This window comes from Intestinimonas sp. RTP31139st1_F5_RTP31139_211217 (genome assembly GCF_040226735.1).
Taxonomy (GTDB): Bacteria; Bacillota; Clostridia; order Oscillospirales; family Oscillospiraceae; genus Intestinimonas; species Intestinimonas butyriciproducens.
In genome coordinates this window covers 121220-140515 of the sequence record NZ_JBCOAQ010000003.1, presented here as the reverse complement: position 1 = coordinate 140515, position 19296 = coordinate 121220, and the positions used below count along the sequence as shown (strand labels likewise).

At 62.0% G+C, this 19296-nt stretch carries 17 protein-coding genes; 3 read left to right on the top strand and 14 right to left on the bottom strand.

Going from position 1 to position 19296, the window contains the following annotated elements; all coding sequences use genetic code 11:
• Positions 1-34: 34 nt before the first annotated feature.
• Positions 35-2269: a hypothetical protein gene (locus ABUA09_RS04210; protein ID WP_349949101.1), complete on the bottom strand. Its 2235-nt coding sequence runs from the start codon at positions 2267-2269 to the stop codon at positions 35-37.
• Positions 2270-2442: 173 nt separating this feature from the next.
• On the opposite strand from ABUA09_RS04210, the gene ABUA09_RS04205 reads away from it, so the two are divergent.
• Together ABUA09_RS04205 and ABUA09_RS04200 are read left to right on the top strand one after the other, a co-directional pair.
• Positions 2443-3123: a response regulator transcription factor gene (locus ABUA09_RS04205; RefSeq protein ID WP_349949099.1), complete on the top strand. Its 681-nt coding sequence runs from the start codon at positions 2443-2445 to the stop codon at positions 3121-3123.
• Positions 3116-4405 (top strand): sensor histidine kinase, encoded by a 1290-nt coding sequence (locus tag ABUA09_RS04200; protein ID WP_195974134.1) that lies wholly within the window; start codon positions 3116-3118, stop codon positions 4403-4405. The genes ABUA09_RS04205 and ABUA09_RS04200 overlap by 8 nt, the downstream gene beginning before the upstream one ends.
• Before the next feature lie 105 nt (positions 4406-4510).
• Here the strand turns inward: ABUA09_RS04200 and ABUA09_RS04195 are convergent, their stop codons facing one another.
• The 10 genes from ABUA09_RS04195 to ABUA09_RS04150 form a co-directional block, all read right to left on the bottom strand.
• The gene (locus ABUA09_RS04195) at positions 4511-5629 is read right to left on the bottom strand and encodes an ABC transporter ATP-binding protein (protein ID WP_195615343.1); all 1119 of its coding nucleotides are present in this window, start codon (positions 5627-5629) and stop codon (positions 4511-4513) included.
• A gap of 223 nt (positions 5630-5852) precedes the next feature.
• A complete protein-coding gene (nagB, locus tag ABUA09_RS04190; RefSeq protein WP_058118089.1) occupies positions 5853-6602 on the bottom strand; it encodes a glucosamine-6-phosphate deaminase in 750 nt (249 codons plus the stop codon).
• 188 nt (positions 6603-6790) lie between these two features.
• Complete coding sequence (locus ABUA09_RS04185) at positions 6791-7822, bottom strand: ABC transporter permease (RefSeq protein ID WP_033118194.1); 1032 nt, start codon at positions 7820-7822, stop codon at positions 6791-6793.
• Positions 7819-9066 (bottom strand): ABC transporter permease, encoded by a 1248-nt coding sequence (locus ABUA09_RS04180; protein WP_033118195.1) that lies wholly within the window; start codon positions 9064-9066, stop codon positions 7819-7821. Before ABUA09_RS04180 ends, ABUA09_RS04185 begins: the two co-directional genes overlap by 4 nt.
• Complete coding sequence (locus tag ABUA09_RS04175) at positions 9063-10604, bottom strand: ABC transporter ATP-binding protein (protein ID WP_033118196.1); 1542 nt, start codon at positions 10602-10604, stop codon at positions 9063-9065. The genes ABUA09_RS04180 and ABUA09_RS04175 overlap by 4 nt, the downstream gene beginning before the upstream one ends.
• A gap of 217 nt (positions 10605-10821) precedes the next feature.
• On the bottom strand, positions 10822-11973 hold the full coding sequence (locus ABUA09_RS04170) for an anti sigma factor C-terminal domain-containing protein (RefSeq protein WP_208318914.1): 1152 nt from the start codon (positions 11971-11973) through the stop codon (positions 10822-10824).
• On the bottom strand, positions 11963-12460 hold the full coding sequence (locus ABUA09_RS04165) for an RNA polymerase sigma factor (protein WP_058118091.1): 498 nt from the start codon (positions 12458-12460) through the stop codon (positions 11963-11965). Before ABUA09_RS04165 ends, ABUA09_RS04170 begins: the two co-directional genes overlap by 11 nt.
• Positions 12461-12542: 82 nt before the next feature.
• Complete coding sequence (locus ABUA09_RS04160) at positions 12543-13700, bottom strand: hypothetical protein (protein ID WP_349949098.1); 1158 nt, start codon at positions 13698-13700, stop codon at positions 12543-12545.
• Between the two features lie 74 nt (positions 13701-13774).
• Positions 13775-15751: a YgiQ family radical SAM protein gene (locus ABUA09_RS04155; protein ID WP_033118200.1), complete on the bottom strand. Its 1977-nt coding sequence runs from the start codon at positions 15749-15751 to the stop codon at positions 13775-13777.
• A gap of 82 nt (positions 15752-15833) precedes the next feature.
• Entirely contained in the window at positions 15834-16046 is a 213-nt protein-coding gene (locus tag ABUA09_RS04150; protein WP_033118201.1) for a helix-turn-helix domain-containing protein, read from the bottom strand.
• Positions 16047-16121: 75 nt separating this feature from the next.
• On the opposite strand from ABUA09_RS04150, the gene ABUA09_RS04145 reads away from it, so the two are divergent.
• Positions 16122-16340 carry a DUF6809 family protein gene (locus ABUA09_RS04145; RefSeq protein ID WP_058118094.1) on the top strand — a complete coding sequence of 73 codons (219 nt, stop codon included), beginning with the start codon at positions 16122-16124 and terminating at the stop codon, positions 16338-16340.
• 32 nt (positions 16341-16372) lie between these two features.
• Here ABUA09_RS04145 and ABUA09_RS04140 read toward each other — a convergent pair whose 3' ends face one another.
• From ABUA09_RS04140 to ABUA09_RS04130, 3 genes are read right to left on the bottom strand one after another with little or no spacing between them, the layout of a single operon-like run.
• The gene (locus tag ABUA09_RS04140; protein WP_279203712.1) at positions 16373-17521 is read right to left on the bottom strand and encodes a GNAT family N-acetyltransferase; all 1149 of its coding nucleotides are present in this window, start codon (positions 17519-17521) and stop codon (positions 16373-16375) included.
• 57 nt (positions 17522-17578) lie between these two features.
• Positions 17579-18490: a dihydroorotate dehydrogenase gene (locus tag ABUA09_RS04135; protein WP_279203714.1), complete on the bottom strand. Its 912-nt coding sequence runs from the start codon at positions 18488-18490 to the stop codon at positions 17579-17581.
• Positions 18483-19295, bottom strand: coding sequence for a dihydroorotate dehydrogenase electron transfer subunit (locus ABUA09_RS04130; protein ID WP_279203716.1), 813 nt, complete (start codon positions 19293-19295; stop codon positions 18483-18485). The genes ABUA09_RS04135 and ABUA09_RS04130 overlap by 8 nt, the downstream gene beginning before the upstream one ends.
• Between the last annotated feature and the right edge of the window lies 1 nt (position 19296).

The window sequence follows — 19296 nt, the reverse complement described above, 5'->3', positions numbered from 1 at the left end:
GACGCCCATCGGCTTCCGCCCCCTGCGCTTTCTTTCAGTTCCCCTGTTCGGCCCGGTAGAGCTCCAGCTTTTTTGCAAGTCGCTCCACCGCGTCCTCCAGAGTCTCCCCTCCGGCAAAAAAATCTGCGGTCTCATTTTCCAGAATAGACTGGACGGCACCCTCCTGAAACACCGGCTGGTCCAGGGATCGGATCCGTCGAGCCCAGGCCCTGCGGTATTCCTCGGGCGGATAGGAGATATGCAGGAAAATAGGGACATCGGCCCCTTCCCGGTCCACCAAGGTGGTGCCATAGGTGGAATAGTAACCGCCCCGGGCCGGGTCTTCATCCGTCTGGACGGATGCCTCAAACGCGGCGGAATTTATCGGGATACCACCGCCGACCCCCGCACTCTGTACCTCCTCGGAGAGGGCCGTGCGGAGGAAGGCTCTGGCCAAATCGGACACACCGCTCCGGGCATTGACCCCCAACATGGTGCGGGGCGAAAACAGCCCACCGCCGAAGAGAGTGTCGGTCTCACCATCTCCTTTGTCCTTGCTGGTCTGCCACGCAGGGTAGAGGCCCCCGAACGTGCAGAGCAGACCCATATCCATGCCGCAGCCATCCACCGACCAGTTCAGCGCTCCAAAATTGAATTCCGGCTTCCCATCCTGCCCGTCCTCAATGGGGCTGGACTTCTCCATATCCCAGATGCGTTTCATCTGGGATAAAAACTCCGTTAGGACCGTCCAGTCCCCGCTTTGGATCGCCTCTTGCTCCGGTATGGAGAAAAAAGAAAGCAACCAGTACAGTTTTTCCATGGCCAGGGGGTGGTTGAACGACTTCCGGTTGGACTCCAGCCAGTCCGCCAGCCCCCTCAGATCCCGGCTGGCCGCAATAGCCGCAGAGGAGCCGTGAAGCAGCGGCACATCAAACTGCGCAGGGAGAGCCGGGCATGTCCCGTCCGCCCGGACGCAGGCCCCGGCAATATTCTCCAGCAGTTCTCCATCGGCGCTGAGCTCCGCCAAGTCACCTGACAAGTCCAGGAGCACCCCCTTCTCCGCGTATGACTCCCAAGGCAATCCGGTCAGGTCCAGCACGTCGGGCCCCTTCCCCGCAAGGAGCTGTGTGGAGAGAGATTTCAGAGCGTCCTCCCAGTTGAAGCCTTCCTCGCCGGCGCAGCCTATTTCGTAGGAGATGTACACATCCGTATGTTCCCGCTGGAACACACCGATGGCCTGCCGCAGCAGCATATCTTCCTCCATGGACCAGATGCGCAGCTCCTTCCCCGGTAGAGTGGGGACTTCCGGGTCATAGACATAAGTGTGAAGCTCCCAACCCTCTTCCGTCCAGGAGAGGATCAGAAAGCTGTCCTCCAGCACGGCAAAGTTTTGGATGAGGAAGGAGGGTGTACTCAAGCTGGTGAGGCTCCCGTCCACCACCTGTTCCAGCATGCTGTTTCCCTGGCGGGCTCGGTAAATCCCCGTAGTGTCGGCATAGCAGATGGTCCCATCCGGGGCAAACTCCGCCAGACGGCTCCAGGTGCTGTTGTCGTTGCTGCTGCTCACAGCAGTCGCGGACCAAACCTCGCCGGACTCTTCTCCCTGTTCCATATCGTAGAAGACCAGCCTGTCCTCCCGGCACCACATCGCCTGATTGCCCTGAACAGCATAGCCCTCCACCGAACCGCTCTCCGGCGTTATGACGTTCCGTACCTCGCCGGTCTCTCCATCCACATGGAACAGGCTGCACCAGCAGTCCACCAGCAAATCCCCATTGTCCACCGCCCGAAAGCTACGCACCATAGCCCCGTTTGGGTCTTCCGGCGCCTGGAAGGGGAGGCGCTCCAGCGCTCCGCCCTCATCCATGCGGAAAAAGCAACCCTCTGTTTTTCCGTTCTCCTCCGTCGCACCGTAATCATAGGCGAACAGATAGAGTCGTCCCTGGTCGTCCCAGCAGGCCGCCTCTACTTGAACATCCCCCTGCGCTTCCACCATGCTGTCCAAGTCCGTCTCGTCCGGCTCCCAAGTGTTCCCGGCGTCATCCGAGTGGAACACTGCCAGCTCCACCCACCGTTCCGGCTGTTCCCGGCTGGTCATATAACATAGCATATCCAGGGTTCCCGCTGCGTCCGTGCGCAGGGCCAGCACCTGGCGTATGCCCTCCGGCAGAGCCCGCTGTTCCTCTACATAGCGCCCCATGGCGGGTGCAGCCGCTCCGCCACCGCCTCCGCAGGCCGTCAGGGTCAGGATCAGCAGCGCCAGCGCAGTGGCAGCGTATTGTTTTTTCATTTCGGTCCCTCCATCTCTCTTGTATTTCAAGCAGTCCTACTGCCGGCTGTCAGACACAATACCTCTGGAATCTCTAAGTCTTTCTCCAAGCCGGCTTACCGACAGATTTTCAGGAAATTTAGAGACAGATATGATACAATTTATTCTGGCATCTGCAGGAAGGGGGACTCTTTGTGCGTATCCTGATGATAGAAGACGACGAAAAGCTCTGTGAAGTGGTCTGTTACCACCTGGAACGGGAAGGCTTTACAGTGGATGTATGCCACGATGGGGATGACGGCCTGCGCTGGGTACGCCAACAAGCTCACGACCTAGTGATCTTGGATCGGATGCTCCCTACGCTAAGCGGCACCACTGTACTGGAGCGGATGCGTGCCGACGGCATTTCCACCCCTGTCCTCATCGTCACCGCACTGGACGCAGTGGCGGATCGAGTCCAGGGTCTCAACGCCGGCGCGGACGACTACCTAGTGAAGCCCTTTGACCTTGCCGAGCTCACCGCACGAGTCCAAGCTATGGCCCGGCGGCCCCGCCGTTGGGAGCGTCCGGGTCCTCTGCGCCTGGGGGATGTGGTCTTCGATCCCGGGCAGCGCATCCTCATAGGCACAGAGGGGGAGTGCTCCCTCTCCAAGCGGGAGTCCGCCCTGCTGGAATCCCTTCTTCGCCACCCGGGACAGACCTTTACCCGTGAGGTCCTTCTCTCCCGGGTCTGGGGTCCAGATGCCCCTGTGGAGGACGGAAATCTGGATAATTACGTCTATTTCGTCCGCCGGAGGCTCCGGCAGGTGGGCAGCGTCCTGGAAGTCTGCACCGTACGGGGCGTGGGCTACCGTTTGGAGCGAGGCCATGTTTGAGCGAGCCCGGCACAGGCTGGCACTGCAGTGCACCCTGATCACGGGCATCATTCTGCTGGCGATGGCTGCCGCCTTCTCCCTGGTATCCCAGCGGCAGCTCTCGGAGAAAGCCGATGCCTCCTTTCAAAGCGATGTAAACGCTATCCTCTATCACCTGCGCAGCCAGCCTGTTTTGGACCATACCTGGCTTTCCCAGACGGAAAACAACGGCGCTCTGATCCTCGCCATAGAGCTCAATGGCGCTCCGCTCCTCTATTCCGGCGCCACTCGCCTGGAGGATCGGGACCGGTTGGTGGCGCTGGCCTGGGCCTCCGCTTTGTCCCAAGGCTTCGATCCGATGCAACCACCGGATTCCCGCCTCCAGGACCAGGAGGTACGCTTTCTCTTTTCCGACAGTGGCGAGCGATTCCGGGCGGCCTGTGCCGTCGTCCCGCTGGACAGCGGCTGGGCCAATATCACAGTGGTGCGCTCCATGGCTCCGGAGCGGGCGCAGATCTCCGCCCAATTCTGGGCCTTCGGTGCCCTCACACTCCTAGGGCTGGGCCTACTCGCCCTTTTCTCCTGGGGCTTTGCCGGCCATGTCCTGCGCCCCATTCAAGAGAGCCAAAAAAAGCAGGCTGCGTTCATCGCCGCCGCCTCTCACGAACTGCGCTCTCCTCTGGCCGTCATCCACAGCGGTCTCACCGCCCTCCAGGAAGCACCGCCAGATCGAGCAGAGCACTTCCGGGTGCTGGCCGACGGGGAGTGTCTGCGCATGTCCCGTCTGGTAGGCGACCTGCTGTCCCTGGCCAACGCCGACAGTGGCTCCTGGTCCATGCTCCCCGGAGAAGTGGAGTTGGAGACCCTGGTCCTTACAGTATGCGAGGGTTTTGAGGCCCAGGCCCGTCAGGCAGATATCCAGTTGACGCCTCTGCTCCCCGCACAGCCCCTTCCCCGCTGCCACTGCGACGGAGAGCGGGTGGCTCAGCTTCTCTCCATTCTCATCGACAACGGCCTAAGCTATACCCCTGCAGGCGGTCGGGTCGAGGTATCCATCTCCGCAGGTGAGGGCCGCTTCCTCCTCCTTGTGTCGGACACCGGCCCCGGTGTCCCGGACGATCAAAAGGAGCAAATTTTTCAGCGTTTTTATCGGGCCGATCCCTCCCGCAGGGACCGGTCCCACTACGGTCTCGGGCTCTCAGTGGCCCGTGAGATCGCCGCTCTGCACAACGGGAGCCTCACGCTCTCCGACGCACCCGGCGGCGGCGCGCGTTTTGTCTTTGTCCTGCCCCAATCACAGTAAAAAGGATGGCGCTCCGCCTTTTCCGGCAGAGCGCCATCCTTTTTTATCGGGAGCTCATGTCACAAAATTTCACACAACAGCGGGACACGATCTCCGTTTTCCCGTTCACAGCAGGTTTTTTCCCGTCTCCGGGTCGAAGAGGTGGACCAAGTCCTCACGGAAGGTAAAGTGCAACTCGGTGCCGTAGCCCATACCGCCCCGCTGCTCTTCCGCCAGCTCCGTAGTGGGGATGCGCAGTACCACATCCTTGCCGCCGGCGTTTACGTGCAGGTGGATCTCGCTGCCCATCATCTCGGACACGTCCACTTTGGCGGCGATGGTGTGCTCCCCCGCGCCGTTCTGGAGATGGATATGCTCGGGACGGATCCCCAGGGTCACGGGCCGCGTCTCCGCACCCTTGTCGGCCAGCCCTTGCTGGATCTTTTCAGACAGGGGCATCATGGCCCCGCACACCTCCACCGAGTAGCCGCCGCCGGTCTTTACCAGCTTGGCGTCAAACAGGTTCATCTGCGGAGTGCCGATAAACCCGGCCACAAAGATATTGGCAGGGTGCTCAAATACCTCCTGCGGGGTGCCGATCTGCTGGATATAGCCGTCCTTCATGATGACGATGCGGTCACCCAAGGTCATAGCCTCGGTCTGGTCGTGGGTGACATAGATGAAGGTTGTGTCGATGCGCTGGCGAAGCTTGATGATCTCAGCCCGCATCTGATTACGGAGCTTGGCATCCAGGTTGCTGAGCGGCTCATCCATCAGAAAGACCTGGGGATTGCGCACGATGGCGCGGCCGATGGCCACGCGCTGGCGCTGACCGCCGGAAAGCGCCTTAGGTTTACGGTCCAGATAGCTGGTGATGTCCAGGATTTCGGCGGCCTCCCGCACCTTCTTGTCGATCTCGTCCTTGGGCAGCTTCCGTAGCTTCAGGGCGAAGGCCATATTTTCGTACACGGTCATGTGGGGATAAAGGGCATAGTTCTGAAAGACCATGGCGATGTCCCGGTCCTTGGGCTCCACATCGTTCATCCTCTTGTCGCCGATCAGGAGGTCCCCCTCGCTGATCTCCTCCAGCCCGGCGACCATACGCAGCGTGGTGGACTTGCCACAGCCGGAAGGGCCCACCAGAACGATGAACTCCTTGTCCGCGATCTCCAGATTGAAATCGTGGACCGCCGTCACCTTGTTGTCGTAAATCTTCTTCACGTTTTTCAGGGTCACAGTTGCCATGTACACAGGCCGTAGGGGCAATGCCTCCGCAAGTACCCCCTCGCCCGCAGAGCGCATAGCTCCGCGGACGTTACGACAGGTCTCCACACTGCCGCACCGCCGGCCCGGCGGGTTAGGTCTCCTCCTTTTTTACGGCTCCCGTGCCCCTATAAGGTAGGAGTAAGGGCCCGGGGCCTTTTTCTATGTCACCGCGGTCAGCCGCGGGGGACACCCATTCCGGTCATTAACACGCTTCCTCACTGGTGTCCGGCAGTCTGGACAGCGCCGCCCGGTCTCCCACCAGGACCACGTCGCCATGAAGCTGCAGGATGGAGCCGGGTACCTCCGGTGTGATCGGGCCGCAGAAAGAGCGGTAGACGGCCTCGGCTTTGTCCTCACCGCTCACCGCCACCAGCACCCGGCGTGCCTCCATGATACAGCCGATGCCCATGGTAATGGCCTGCCGCGGCACCTCATCCGCACTTTCAAAAAAGCGCGCGTTGGCCTCAATGGTGCTCTGGGACAGCTCCACCACATGGGTTTCCTTGATAAAAGCGGGGCCCGGCTCGTTAAACCCGATGTGTCCGTTCCTCCCCAGGCCCAGAAGCTGGAGGTCCGTGCCGCCCAGCGCGCGGAGCATGCTGTCGTACCGACTGCACTCCTCTTCCGGATCCTGCGCCATGCCATTGGGCACATAGGTGTTCTCTTGTCGGATATCGATGTGGTCGAAGAGGTTTTTCTGCATGAAATCACGATAGCTCTGGGTATGGGTAGGGGCGAGCCCTCTGTATTCATCCAGGTTTACCGTGATGACGTCCCAAAAGCTCAGATCGCCCTTCCGGTTCCATTCGGCCAACTGATGGTAGATTCCCACCGGAGTGGACCCGGTGGCCAGCCCCAGCACACAGTCCGGCTTTCGGATGACCTCGGCCGAAATCAAATTGGCGCATCGGCGGCTCATGGCCGCATAATCCGCCTCTTGATAAATTCTCATAAATGACAGACTCCCTTGCCTACATTCTGTAGTCATTATAAATGAAATCGTCCGAAAAGCCAAGTACAATTTTTCCGACGCAGGACGGCCCGCATCTGTCGCGCATCCGCCCCTGGAGCAGAAAGGCAGGGGTCTTGCGGCCCCTGCCTTTCTGTGCGGCAGAATCGTTCCGTCCGGCGGCCCGTGTCTTACCGCTGGCCCTTGTCGTAGGGGATGCCCTCTGCCTTCGGCGCCCTGGACTTTTTGGAGGTGAAGGCCAGCACGATCAGCGTGATCAGATAGGGCAGCATCCGGTAGAAATGGGGGCTCACGCCGATCTGCGCCAGCAGGTACACCCCATCTCCATTGATATCGATGCTGGCGTAGGAGGCCGCCACGCACTTGAAAAGGCCGAAAAGCAGCGCGGCGCCGGCAATGTTCAGCGGCTTCCAATTGCCGAAGATCATGACCGCCAGAGCCAGAAAGCCGAACCCCGCCACATCGCCGGTAGCGGCACAGTTGGCGGTGGTCAGAGCGTAAACGAAGCCTCCCATGCCCGCCAGCGCGCCGGAGATGGTGGTCCCGGCGTAGCGCATCTTATAGACGTTGATCCCCAGCGAGTCGGCCGCCTGGGGATTTTCGCCACAGGAGCGCAGACGCAGACCGAATCTGGTCTTATAGAGGATGATGGACAGCACCACAAACAGAAGGATACAGACATAGGTAGCCAGATAGACCTTATGGAGAAAGGTGTTGCCGAAAAAGCCCAGATCTGCTGTGCGGTCAAAGCCCAGCGTGGTCTTTTTGATCATGAACCAACTGGCGGCATCGCCTTCCGCCATCTGAAGCGTATTCTGGTTGGCCAGGATACGGATGAGAAAGAGCACCAGGGCGGGGGCCATAAGGTTCAGGGCCGTGCCGCCGATGGTCTGATCGGCCCGCAGATTCACGGAGGCGAAGGAGAGCAGCAGGGAGAACACCGCCCCCAGCACCGCCGCCACCAACATGGCCAGCAGCTCAAAGCCCTGAAGCGCCACCCAGTTGTCCGCCGCTTTCGCCGCCGCGAAGATACCGGCCTTCTGCGTCAGGTTGACAAAGAGCACCCCCGTGAAGGCACCGAAGATCATAATGCCCTCAAGAGCCAGGTTGATGATACCGCTGCGCTCGGCAAAGACGCCGGCCAAGGCCACGATCATCAAAGGGACCGCGTAAATCAAGGTCTGCTGAATCAGAAACGTCATGCCTGCTCGCCTCCTTCCTGCGCCCCGGAGGACGGTCCGGCGCCCGTATCCGTCCCTCCGGCCTGTGCCGCGATCGCCTTTTTGCGCTTTTTCCGTCCGTCGAGCAGCATCCGGATCAGCAGTGAGAATGCGCTCAGATATACGATCGTGGCGATGATCACATCCGTGATATACTCGTTGTAAGCGGTCAGGTTGGTAAGCTGCAGACCCACGATATCCAGCATGGACATAAAGCAGCCGGTAAAGATCACCGCGATGGGGTTGTTTGCCGCCAGCAGGGCCACCGGAATACCGTTGAACCCGATGGCGGGCAGGGACTGGTAGGTGGACCAGAAAAACTCGGTATTGCCGGAGAGGTAGTAGAGGGCCGCCGCCGCACCGGAGAGTCCGCCGGCAATGGCCATAGAGAGCACGATGTTGCGCTTGTCGTTGATGCCGGCATAGCGGGCGGCATGGCGGTTGCTGCCGCAGGCCTTGAGCTGGTAGCCCAGGGTGGTCTTGGACATCAGGATATAGACGAGCACGGCGATCACCACGGCAATCACGATCCCGCCGTTGACCTGAGAATTGGGGAAGAGCTTGTTGAGCCCCAGCTTGGCGGTCTCCACGCCGTTGAAGCTCGTCTTATAGATGTAGCCGCTCTTGGTGTTCTCCACCACGTTGCGGAACTGGCTGCCGTCAAACATCCAGGTGACCAGGTTTGCCGCGATCCAGTTGGTCATGATACAGGCCAGCACCTCGTTGATGTTCAGAAACGCCTTTACCAGGCCCGGCAGGCAGCCCCAGAGGGCGCCCGCCAGAATCCCGCCCACAAAGGCCAGCGCCCAGATCAGCCAGGCGGGCACCGTCTCGGAGGGGATACCCAGGGCAATCATCAGGGTGGCCGCAGTGCCCATCAGGTACTGTCCCGGGGCGCCGATGTTGAAGAGTCCGGTTTTAAACGCCACCGCCACTGACAGTCCGGTCAGGATCAGCGGCGTGGCCCGGAAGAGCATGTTGCCCATGTTTGTGGGGTTGAAGCCGAAGGTCAGGCTGCCCGCCGCGTCGCGCCCGGTGCTGACCAGACCACCGAAGACCAGGCGGATCCCATCCCAGGCGCTGGACAGCCCCAGGGCGGGATTGGCAAGGCCCACAATCAGGATGATGACGCTGCCCACCGCCAGGCCGATCAGGATGGAGATCAGGGATGCCAGGACCGCCTTGGTCCCATCCCTGCCGTATAAACTGGAAAGCTTCTGCTTCACACCTGCTCACCCGCTTTCGTCGTTCTCTTGGCGCCGGCCATATAGAGGCCCAGCTCCTGTACGTTGGTGGCCTTGGGGTCCAGCTCGCCCACGATCTCACCCTCATACATCACGAGGATGCGGTCGGACAGGCTCATGACCTCGTCCAGCTCCAGGGAGACCAGCAGCACCGCTCTCCCTTTGTCCCGCTCGGCCACCAGTTGGCTGTGGATGTACTCGATGGCGCCCACATCCAGGCCTCGGGTCGGCTGCACCGCCACGATCAGGGGCTTTTCCCGGTCGATCTCCCGGGCGATGATGGCCTTTTGCTGGTTGCCGCCGGACATGCTGCGGGCGATGGTGACCGGCCCCTGTCCGGAGCGCACGTCATACTGTTCGATCAGATGCTCCGCGTAACTGCGCACAGCGCCCCGGTCGATAAAGCCCATATGCTGGAACTGCGGTTCCTGGAACCGCTGCAGCACCATATTCTGCTCCAGCGTAAAGTCGAGCACCAGGCCGTGCTTGTGCCGGTCCTCCGGAATATGGCTCATCTGGGTCCCCCGCTGACGGATGGAGGCATGGGAAATATCGTGTCCACACAGGGTCACGCTTCCTCCGCCGCTCTTTTCCAGACCAGTCAGCCCATAGACCAGTTCCGTCTGACCATTGCCGTCGATCCCTGCAATGCAGAGGATCTCCCCCGCATGGACCTCAAAGCTGACGTTGTTGACCGCGTTGCGCTTGTGCCCCTTGGACGGGACCACGAGATTCTCCACCCGCAGCACCGCGTCCCCCGGCCTGGCCGTCTCCTTTACGACCTCCAGCTGGACAGGGCGTCCTACCATCATATTGGACAGGGACTGCTTGTCCGTATCCTTGGTCTCCACGGTCCCGATGTACTTTCCCTTGCGCAGCACGGTGACACGATCTGCCACGGCCATGATCTCGTTGAGCTTATGGGAGATGAAGAGGATGGATTTCCCCTCCTTGGCAAACTCCCGCATGGTGGCCATCAACTCGTCAATCTCCTGGGGCGTGAGCACCGCCGTGGGCTCGTCGAAGATGAGGATCTCGTTGTCCCGATAAAGCATCTTCAAAATCTCCACCCGCTGCTGCATCCCCACCGTGATGTCCTCCACCTTGGCGTCCAGGTCCACCTTCAGGCCGTACCGCTCCGACAGGGCCTCCACCTTTGCGCGGGCCGCCTTTTTCTGCAAAAACCCCATTCTGGTGGTCTCCGCGCCCAGGATGATGTTATCCAGTACGGTGAATACCTCGATGAGTTTGAAATGCTGGTGTACCATGCCGATACCCAAGGCGGTGGCGTCGTTGGGATCGTTGATCTTCACAACCTCGCCGTTTTTCTTAATGGTCCCCGCCTCAGGCTGATATAGGCCGAAAAGGACGCTCATCAGGGTGGACTTGCCCGCGCCGTTCTCCCCCAAAAGGGCATGGATTTCTCCCCGGCGCAGCTGCAGGGTGATGTCGTCGTTGGCAATGATCCCGGGGAACTCCTTCGTGATGTGGAGCATCTCGATGACGTTCTCAGATTGCATAATGATCAGCCCGCTTCCTCCGTTAAAATACATAAATAATTATAGTATACCCATCCCAAAAAAACAAGAAATTTATCCATCCCACCCGAAGTCGGCGGCGCACGGCGGATGCGTCTCTCGTCCCACCGCTTTTTCTGAAGGTTTTTTCCTCCTCCAGCGCCTCTACAAAAGGGAAGGGCGGGGACTTGATGTCCCCGCCCCGCTGGTTTCACCACATTCAACTCTCAAAGCGCGCTGAAAGCCGGAGGGATTCGATCCCGACCCACTCGGCTTCCGCCTCGCCGCACAGGGCGGCCAGCGTTTCCGGCCGGCCTGAGACGTAGACGCCGTAAGTGTATGCGCCGTTCTCCTCCACATAGCACAAGGCGTCCCGGTAGTAGCTCCCCGCCGGCCCGCCGATCTTTTCCACCAGGACCGCCCGCTCCGCCTGGTACCCGAGCAGGGCCAGGAAGTGCCCGGTATAGACCTTTCCCAGGTCGCTGTCCTCCCTGTGGAGGGACAGCCACAGGAAGGGATATCGCTCCTCGTCCTCCTCCGCGCCCAGCATGCTCAGCCCCGCCGCGTCAAAGCCCGCCAGGGGCAGGAGCTGCCTGCGCTCCCCATCGTTGATGCGCACTCCCACCCACTGGAACCGCAGGTCCGGATACCGTCCGGCCAGCCCGGCGAATTCCTCCATGGAGAGGTCCCGCGCAAAGGAGAGAGACAGTGTCGCATCCAGATAGTCCGGCAGTTCGGCCAGAGCCGCCGCCGTCTCCTCCGGGCTGTGTCCGGGTACCTGCTCCGTGGCATAATAGGGATAGGTCCCCCGGGTGAATTGGTTGATGGCCACCCACCGGCGATAAAAGTCCTCCTCAAAACGAATGCCCGCCAGATCCATGGTTCCCTTGGTCGCAGTCCACTCCCCCGCCGCCAGGTCGCTCTCATAGAGGGTGAGGTCGTAGGAGCCCAGGCCGGTCTCCTGGGCATACACCGTCTGGCTGGACCACTCCGGGAAATGGAGGCTCTCCAGCACGGCCACTTCCAGCTCCAACGAATCCAGATAGTTGTCGCCGTCTGCCGTCGGATCGTAGAGCACATATCGGTTGAGCAGGGGGACGGCGGCAAACCGCCAGGCCAGGAGGGCTAGAAGCACGAGGACGAAGGCCAACAGGACCGTTCCCGCCCGGACCCTCCGCACCGCCTGTCTAACTCTGCGGACCTCTCCCCTCTCCTCCCCCGTCTCCGGCCCTCCGGGCAGGTCCAGTTCGTCGTGTTCAGCCACGTAGTCGGTAAGCAGGCGGTATTTTGCAAGCTCTTCCTCCACCAGCTCCGCCTCCTCCGGCGTGGCCGTGCCGGAACGATAGCGTTCATAAAGCGTTTCAAATTTCATAGCCGTCCTCCTCCAGAATGGTTCTCAGCCTCTGCCGCGCCCTGCAAAGCGCCGTCTTGGCAGCTCCCTCCGTCATCCCTGTGAGCTCTCCCGCCCGTCTCAGGGAGAGTCCGCTGAAGTAGTGGAGCGTCAGAAGCTCCCTGGGCTGGTCCGGCAGTTTTCTCAGCGCCCGGTAGAGGGCGGCATACCGCTCCTCCCGCAGCAGCCCTTCCAGAACCGCCTCCGGTACCGGCAGGTCCAGCCCCTCCGCCGGCACGGTGGGGCGGCGCTTTCGCCTGCGCAGTTCATCCAGCCACAGGTGCCTGCACACCCGGAGCAGCCAGTAGCGGACGCTGGGGTGGCTGTCGTCAAGGGTCAGCAGCGCTGCCTCGAATGCGTCGGACACAAGGTCTTCCGCCAGGTCCCGGTCCCCGCACAGGGAGAGGGCATAGAGGAGCGCGGCGCGATAGTGATCCCGGTAGAGCGCCTCCAGCGCGTCGGCATGCATCGTTCTCCCCCCTCTATCTCATAAGCGCCGGACACTGAAAAAGGTTACAGAAAAAAGGCGCGGGTCCCCGCGCCTTTTTCGCCTATTTCTGCATATGGCTCCGGGCATATTCCGCCGCGGCCTCTTGCGCCGCCCAGTCGGGGAATGCCTTGGCAGGAAAGACATGAAGCGTGTTGTCCCTGCGGAAGAGGACGAGCCCCTCCTCCTCGGAGCAGACCGCCGCCACCTGGTCCCAGCGGGCGGTCTCCCGCTCGCCTCCATGGAGGCTCACCATTCCGCCGGACCACCACAGCTCCCGCTGGGGGCCGTCCAGCATGCTCCACAGGGCTCCTTTTCGTTCCTGCCGGGACACCAGGAACCGGAGCACGGGCGGGAGCAGCATCAGCAGCGGCACACACAGACCCAGCCCTATCAGGACGATCCCCAGGGCATAGAGCCATTCCGCCGTCCCCTCCCGGGGAATGGACGTCCCCACGCTGATCCCGGTCAGAATGCCTGTGAGCAGTACAAAGGGCCCAAAAACCGACATCACGATCCTGGCGGGCGTCCAGAATAGCCGCGTGTGGGCATAGCGCAGGTTGGCCAGCGTCAACACGCGGCACAGTTCAGGCGCTTCCCAGGTATACTCCAGGGTGATCTCCGCCTGGGGGAGCCGGTCCGCAGCCTCGACATCCTGTTCGTCCGCCTCCCACGGCACGTCTCCGGACACAGCGCCATGCAGCGCCGCCGTGAACGCCTTCCGTTGCGCCTCGTGTTCAAAGGCGCAGGGCGGCAAAACCTCCCATGGCCCGCTTTTCGTATAGAGGAGGCAGAAACCCTTTTTCGTCCATACCTCCGTGAGCTGCCCCCAGGGCAGCACCAGGCGGTTCTCCCCATACCGCGCCGCCACCCCTTCCGCCGTCAGTGTTACCGCATGGGGCCCGAAAAAGGCCGCGTCGGGGCGGTTCACGCGCAGCCGCCTTCCGGCACGCCACTGCGGGGACAGCAGGGCCACTTCCAGCGCGCCCACGATCAGCAGGACCAGCAGCAGACCCAAGACCCGGGTGAACCCCTCCTCCCACTCTCCCCAGACGCAGACCACCCCCAGCATCAAGAGTCCCAGGGCGCCCACTCCCGTCGGCAGCAGGAACAGTAGCCGTGCCGCCAGGCGCAGCACTGACAGAGGCCCTTTCAGCCGCCCTTCGTGGAGGCTGAGTCCCCGGAGATAGTCGTCCCTTGTCAGATTATAGCGCAGTTCCATGGGTCACCTCATCTCCTCTTTTTGCCGTTTTGACGCCCCGTCGCCTGAAAAGGTTGCGGCCCGCGGGAAAATTTTTACCGCCGCCCCTTCCCCGGCTTGGCGTTTTTCCTGGCCTTCGGCTTGGCCCATCCCGCCTTCCGCTTGGGCTGGACGTCGTTGTGCTCCACCCGTTTGCCCCTCTGCTTGAGCTTCTGGTCCTGGGGCTTTCCGGCGGGCCTGGCTCCGCCGCTCTGGGGGCGTGAGCCCGCCGCCGGGCGGTTAGGCCGCAGAAGGCACTCCCGGCCATAGCCGATCAGGTCCTCCCGGTGGGTCCTGCGAAGCGCCTCCAGCACCAGGGGCCGCTTCTCCGGGCGCTTCCACTGCATCAGGGCCCGTTGCATCGCCTTGTCGTGGGCGTCGGTGGGAACGTACACCGCCGCCATGGTCCTGGGGTCCAGCCCGGTGTGATACATGCAGGTGGAAAGGGTGCCCGGCGTGGGATAAAAGTCCTGGACCTGCTCCGGCTGACGGCCCGACTTGTTCAGCCATTCGGCCAGGCGCACCGCGTCGTCCAGGGTGCAGCCTGGGTGGGAGGACATCAGATAGGGGACCAGATACTGCTCTTTGCCGTACTTCTGATTGAGCCGCTCATACTTCTGGCGGAACTTCTCATAGACCTCCACATGGGGTTTGCCCATCTCGTCCAGCACGCCGTTGACACAGTGTTCCGGAGCCACCTTGAGCTGCCCCGAGACGTGATATTTCACCAATTCTGCGAAAAACTCCCCGCTCTGGTCCTTCATCATGTAGTCGAAGCGGATCCCGGAACGGATGAACACCTTTTTTACCCCCGGAATCTCGCGCAGCTTCCGCAGGAGCATCAGATAATCCGTGTGGTCGGCGTCCACATTGGGACATGTCTCCGGGGAGAGACATGCCCGGTTCTTGCAGAGCCCCGCCTTGAGCTGCTTTTTACAGGCGGGCCGGCGGAAGTTGGCGGTGGGCCCGCCCACGTCGTGGATATATCCCTTGAAGCCGGGGTGCCTGGTCAGCTCCGTGACCTCCCGGACCACGCTCTCATGGCTGCGGGAGGAGATGATGCGCCCCTGATGAAAGGCCAGGGAACAGAAATTGCAGGCGCCGAAGCAGCCCCGGTTGTGGATGACGGAGAAGCGGACCTCCTCGATGGCGGGCACGCCCCCCATCTGGTCATACATGGGGTGGGGCTCCCTGACATAGGGCAACTCAAAGACCCGATCCAGCTCCTCGGTGGTGAGGGGCATCGCCGGGGGATTGCAGACCAGCAGTTCCCGTCCGTGGCGCTGAAGAATGGCCTTTCCCACGATGGGGTCGTGCTCGTTGTACTCAGTCATATTGGCCCGGGCATAAGCCCGCTTGTCGGAGGAGACGCTCTCAAAGGAGGGCACCTCTACCATGGGGTAGGCACACGCGCCGGGGTCCCTGGCGGCGAAGCAGGTGCCCCGCACGTCGGTGATCTCCGATATCGGAGTCCCGGAGGCCAGACGCCCGGCGATCTCCCGGGTGGCCGTCTCCCCCATGCCGTACACCAGCAGATCAGCCTGGGCGTCAAAGAGGATGGAGCGTCGGACCTTGTCCTCCCAGTAATCATAGTGCGCGAAGCGGCGGAGGCTGGCCTCCAGACCGCCGATGACCACCGGAATATCGCCGAACACCTCCCGGATCCGGTTGGCATAAACGATGGTGGCCCGGTCCGGGCGCAGTCCCGGCCTATTTCCGGGGGAATAGGCGTCGTCGTGGCGGCGCTTTTTGGCCACGGTGTAGTGCGCCACCATAGAGTCGATGTTCCCGGCGGAGATCAGCACCCCCAGCCGGGGCCGACCCAAGGAGGCAAAGGCCGCGGGCCCCTTCCAGTCCGGCTGGGCCAGGACGGCCACCCGGTATCCCTCCGCCTCCAGCACCCGGGCGATGATAGCAGGACCGAAGGAGGGGTGGTCCACGTAGGCGTCGCCGGTGATGAGCAGAAAGTCGTACTCCTCCCAGCCGCGGGCCCTCATATCAGATTGGGAGACAGGGAGGAATTGGGTGTTCATGGTGTCATACCTCTTATCCATTGTAGTATTTTTCCCGGAAACGGAAACGGCGGGCAGTTCAGGACCACCCGCCGCAGCCGTGCTATTTCCTGTTCTCGTCCGTGCGGCCCATCAGGTAATCCACCGTCACCCCAAAGTGATCGGCAAGAGCCCACAGGTTGTCAAAGCCGGGCTTCTGCTCGCCTTTTTCAAAACGGATAACCTGATTGACAGAAATACCAATGGCAGATGCCAGCATCTTTTGTGTTTCGCCCGCCTCTTTGCGCAATTCCTTCAACCGCACATAAAATTCCATAGTCCACCTCTTGACACACCTAATTAGTGTGTTATAATGATATCACCTAATTAGTTATTTTTTGGAGGGATTTTTATGAATCATTTTTTCAAAAAGAGTCACATCTATCTGAATGCCGAGGCGGAATTCACCCAAAGCGTAGACGCGCTGCGCCGGACGCTGGACCAGCAGCAGCGCAGACTGCTGCTGCGCATTGTGGACAGCAGCACCCTCAAGGAGGAATGCGGGGCCCGGTCCGCCTTCCGGCGGGGCTTTCGTCTGGGCTCCAGGCTCATCGCAGACGCCTTCCGCTGACTCTCCGGCATTGGGCATACAAACAAGCGGCCCTAATGCCCGATGTACTTCTCCATAATGTCCAGAGGAACACGGGTGCCTGCGGCCTCGGCCACCTTGCGGAATCCGTACCGCCTATAAAACCGCTGGGCCACCAGATTGTCCGGCGCGCACCGCAGGCGCAGATACTTCCGGCCCAGAGGCCGGTAGACCGACACCGCCTCTCCGATGAGCTGGACGCCCAGCCCCTGCTTCCGATAGGCCGGCATCATATAGACAAAGGGGATATACCCCACTCCCTTGTCGGCATCCCGGCGGATATCCATCTGCACCAGACCGGCCACCTCGTCCCCCAGCATTACGCAGGAGACCGCCCGGGGGTCGTCCCGCCACTGGAACAGGGCGTCGCGGGCAAAGGCGTCTCCGTCGTAATAGTCCCAGGAGCCATGGATATTGAGCCACGCCTCCCCTCTGCACTGGCGGTACAGGTCGCTTTCGCGCTCCATATCCAGGGGGCGGAACCAGAGGTTGGCGTCGGCCAGCGCGCCGGTGTCCTGCTTCCACCACTTCTGCCGGGCAAAAGTGGAGATCTCCTCTGGCAGGTGGCTGTTGTCGTCGTGAAAAACCACCCGGACCGCGTCCCCTTCAAATTCCAGCAGGGACACGGCGGTATTGTCGCTGTGGTCCAGGGCGGCCGACTCCTCAATGGACATGCCCTGAAACACGGCCAGGGCATTCCGAATGGCGGTGCCGTGGCTGACCACGGCCACCGTCTGGCCGGGGTGGTTACGGGCGATCTGCCGGATGGCGGCGGAGATGCGCTCCCGCAGGCGCTGGAAGGTCTCGCCGCCCTCCACACCCCAACGGGCATCCGTGGCGTTGAACCAAGCGAGCTGCTGTGCGTCGGTGCGGTGGACCTCCCCCCAGGGCCTGTCCTCCCAAACGCCCATCGAAACCTCCCGCAGGGCCTTCCGGGTGACCAGGGGCAGGCCCTTGGGTTTGTAGATGGCCCCGGCGGTGGTCCGGGTGCGGAAGAGGTCGCTGGAGTACACCGCGTCCACATGGATGGATTCGAACCGGTGGGCCAGAGCGGCGATCTGCCGGTAGCCCAGGTCGGTGATCAGGCTGTCGTAATGGCCGTGGATGCGGCGGTAGAGGTTCCCCTCGGCTTCCGCGTGGCGGACCAGGTAGATTTGAGTCATGGGTAGAATGGCCTCGCTTTCAAAGGTTTCATTGGGGCGGAGCGCCTCCGCCTGCGCTCACCAGGGCTGCGCAGCGCCGGTGAGCGCGGAGATGTGGGCGAGTCCCTGCCGCTCCGCTAGGGCAAAGAGTTCATCCCGGACCCGCACCGGCGCGTAGACGTCGGCAAAGGAGGCGGTGCCCACGGCCACCGCCGCAGCTCCCGCCAGCATCAGCTCGGCGGCGTCCGTTCCCTTGGAGACGCCGCCCATGCCCAGAATGGGGATCTTCACGGCGTTCGCCGTCTCCCACACCATGCGCACCGCCACAGGCAGCACCGCGGGGCCGGAGAGACCCCCGGTGTTCATCTTTAGAATGGGGCGGCGTGTGTTCACATCGATGCGCATCCCCCGGATGGTATTGATGAGGCTGATGGCATCGGCCCCCGCCTCCTCTACCGCCCGGGCGATCTCCGTGATGTCGGTGACGTTGGGGGAGAGCTTCACCATAACGGGTACGGTGGAGTTCTTTTTCGCGATCTCCGTGACCTCGGCGGCCAGCTCCGGCCGGGTGCCGTAGGCCAGTCCCCCCGCCTTCACATTGGGGCAGGAGATGTTGACCTCGATCATATCCACCCCCGCGGCGGAGAGCTTTTCGCACATGCCGCCGTACTCCTCCGGGGTATTGCCGGAGATATTGGCGATGATCTTTACGTCGTGCTTTTTCAGCTCGGGCAGATCCCCGGCGATGAAGGCGTCCACACCGGGGTTCTGGAGTCCCACGGAGTTGAGGATGCCCATAGGGGTCTCGGCAATACGGGGGGAGGGATTGCCCTCCCGGGGCTGGGGCGTGAGCCCCTTGACACAGATGGCCCCCAGCTCGCTCAGGTCAAAAAACTGTCCGTATTCCCGGCCGAAGCCGAAGGTGCCGGAGGGGACCACGATGGGGTTTTTCAGCTCCACCCCCGCCAGCGTGACCTTGCTGTCAATCATTCCAGTCCACCTCCTCGGCGCGGAATACGGGACCGTCCTTGCACACATGCTTTCTGTGTCCGTCGCTGGTCTTGCAGGCACAGACCAGACATGCTCCCACGCCGCAGCCCATCCTCTCCTCCAGGGAGACCTGGCAGGGTGCACCGTACCGGGCGCAGACCTCCGCCACCGCCCGGAGCATGGACTTGGGCCCGCAGGCAAGCACTGCCGGGATCGCAGGCGCCAGGCCACAGGCACCGCAGGCTGTACAGCCTTCGCACACCCGGCTCTCCAGGAACTCCTCCACCAGTTCGGTGACAAAGCCTCTGCGCCCGGTGGAGCCGTCGTCGCTGATGACGTTCAGGGAGCGGCAGCACTCGGCGAAGTCTTCTGTAAGCATTTTGTGTTCCGCGTCCCGGAACCCCAGGACCGCGTGGACCTCGCTTCCCCGACTGGCTGCATATTTGGCGCAGCCCAGCATGGGGGGCGCTCCGATGCCGCCTCCCACCACCAGCAGGCTCCCGGCGGCGACGTCAAAGCCGTGGCCCAGCGGGCCCAGCACATCCAGTCTGTCCCCGGCCTTCCGGCGGGCAAGCCATTCGGTGCCCTCGCCCCGAACCTCAAAGACCACCCGCAGGAGATTTTCCTGCCAGTCGCAGATGGAGATGGGGCGGCGGAGCAGACGGGAGTGACCGCACTTGATATGGACAAATTGGCCGCAGGCGATCTGCCCGGCCATCTCCTCCCCCACGTCCAGCGTAAGGGAGCAGGCAAAATCGTTGAGGCGGACGGCCTCCGCCACCGTGCATTTCGTTTGGACCGGCATG

Excerpts from the sequence above, each read along its gene's own strand:
- ABUA09_RS04210 (WP_349949101.1), bottom strand. The coding sequence starts at position 2,269 with ATGAAAAAACAATACGCTGCCACTGCGCTGGCGCTGCTGATCCTGACC.
- ABUA09_RS04200 (WP_195974134.1), top strand. The coding sequence starts at position 3,116 with ATGTTTGAGCGAGCCCGGCACAGGCTGGCACTGCAGTGCACCCTGATC.
- ABUA09_RS04195 (WP_195615343.1), bottom strand. The coding sequence starts at position 5,629 with ATGGCAACTGTGACCCTGAAAAACGTGAAGAAGATTTACGACAACAAG.
- nagB (WP_058118089.1), bottom strand. The coding sequence starts at position 6,602 with ATGAGAATTTATCAAGAGGCGGATTATGCGGCCATGAGCCGCCGATGC.
- ABUA09_RS04185 (WP_033118194.1), bottom strand. The coding sequence starts at position 7,822 with ATGACGTTTCTGATTCAGCAGACCTTGATTTACGCGGTCCCTTTGATG.
- ABUA09_RS04175 (WP_033118196.1), bottom strand. The coding sequence starts at position 10,604 with ATGCAATCTGAGAACGTCATCGAGATGCTCCACATCACGAAGGAGTTC.
- ABUA09_RS04170 (WP_208318914.1), bottom strand. The coding sequence starts at position 11,973 with ATGAAATTTGAAACGCTTTATGAACGCTATCGTTCCGGCACGGCCACG.
- ABUA09_RS04165 (WP_058118091.1), bottom strand. The coding sequence starts at position 12,460 with ATGCATGCCGACGCGCTGGAGGCGCTCTACCGGGATCACTATCGCGCC.
- ABUA09_RS04160 (WP_349949098.1), bottom strand. The coding sequence starts at position 13,700 with ATGGAACTGCGCTATAATCTGACAAGGGACGACTATCTCCGGGGACTC.
- ABUA09_RS04155 (WP_033118200.1), bottom strand. The coding sequence starts at position 15,751 with ATGAACACCCAATTCCTCCCTGTCTCCCAATCTGATATGAGGGCCCGC.
- ABUA09_RS04150 (WP_033118201.1), bottom strand. The coding sequence starts at position 16,046 with ATGGAATTTTATGTGCGGTTGAAGGAATTGCGCAAAGAGGCGGGCGAA.
- ABUA09_RS04145 (WP_058118094.1), top strand. The coding sequence starts at position 16,122 with ATGAATCATTTTTTCAAAAAGAGTCACATCTATCTGAATGCCGAGGCG.
- ABUA09_RS04140 (WP_279203712.1), bottom strand. The coding sequence starts at position 17,521 with ATGACTCAAATCTACCTGGTCCGCCACGCGGAAGCCGAGGGGAACCTC.
- ABUA09_RS04135 (WP_279203714.1), bottom strand. The coding sequence starts at position 18,490 with ATGATTGACAGCAAGGTCACGCTGGCGGGGGTGGAGCTGAAAAACCCC.
- ABUA09_RS04130 (WP_279203716.1), bottom strand. The coding sequence starts at position 19,295 with ATGCCGGTCCAAACGAAATGCACGGTGGCGGAGGCCGTCCGCCTCAAC.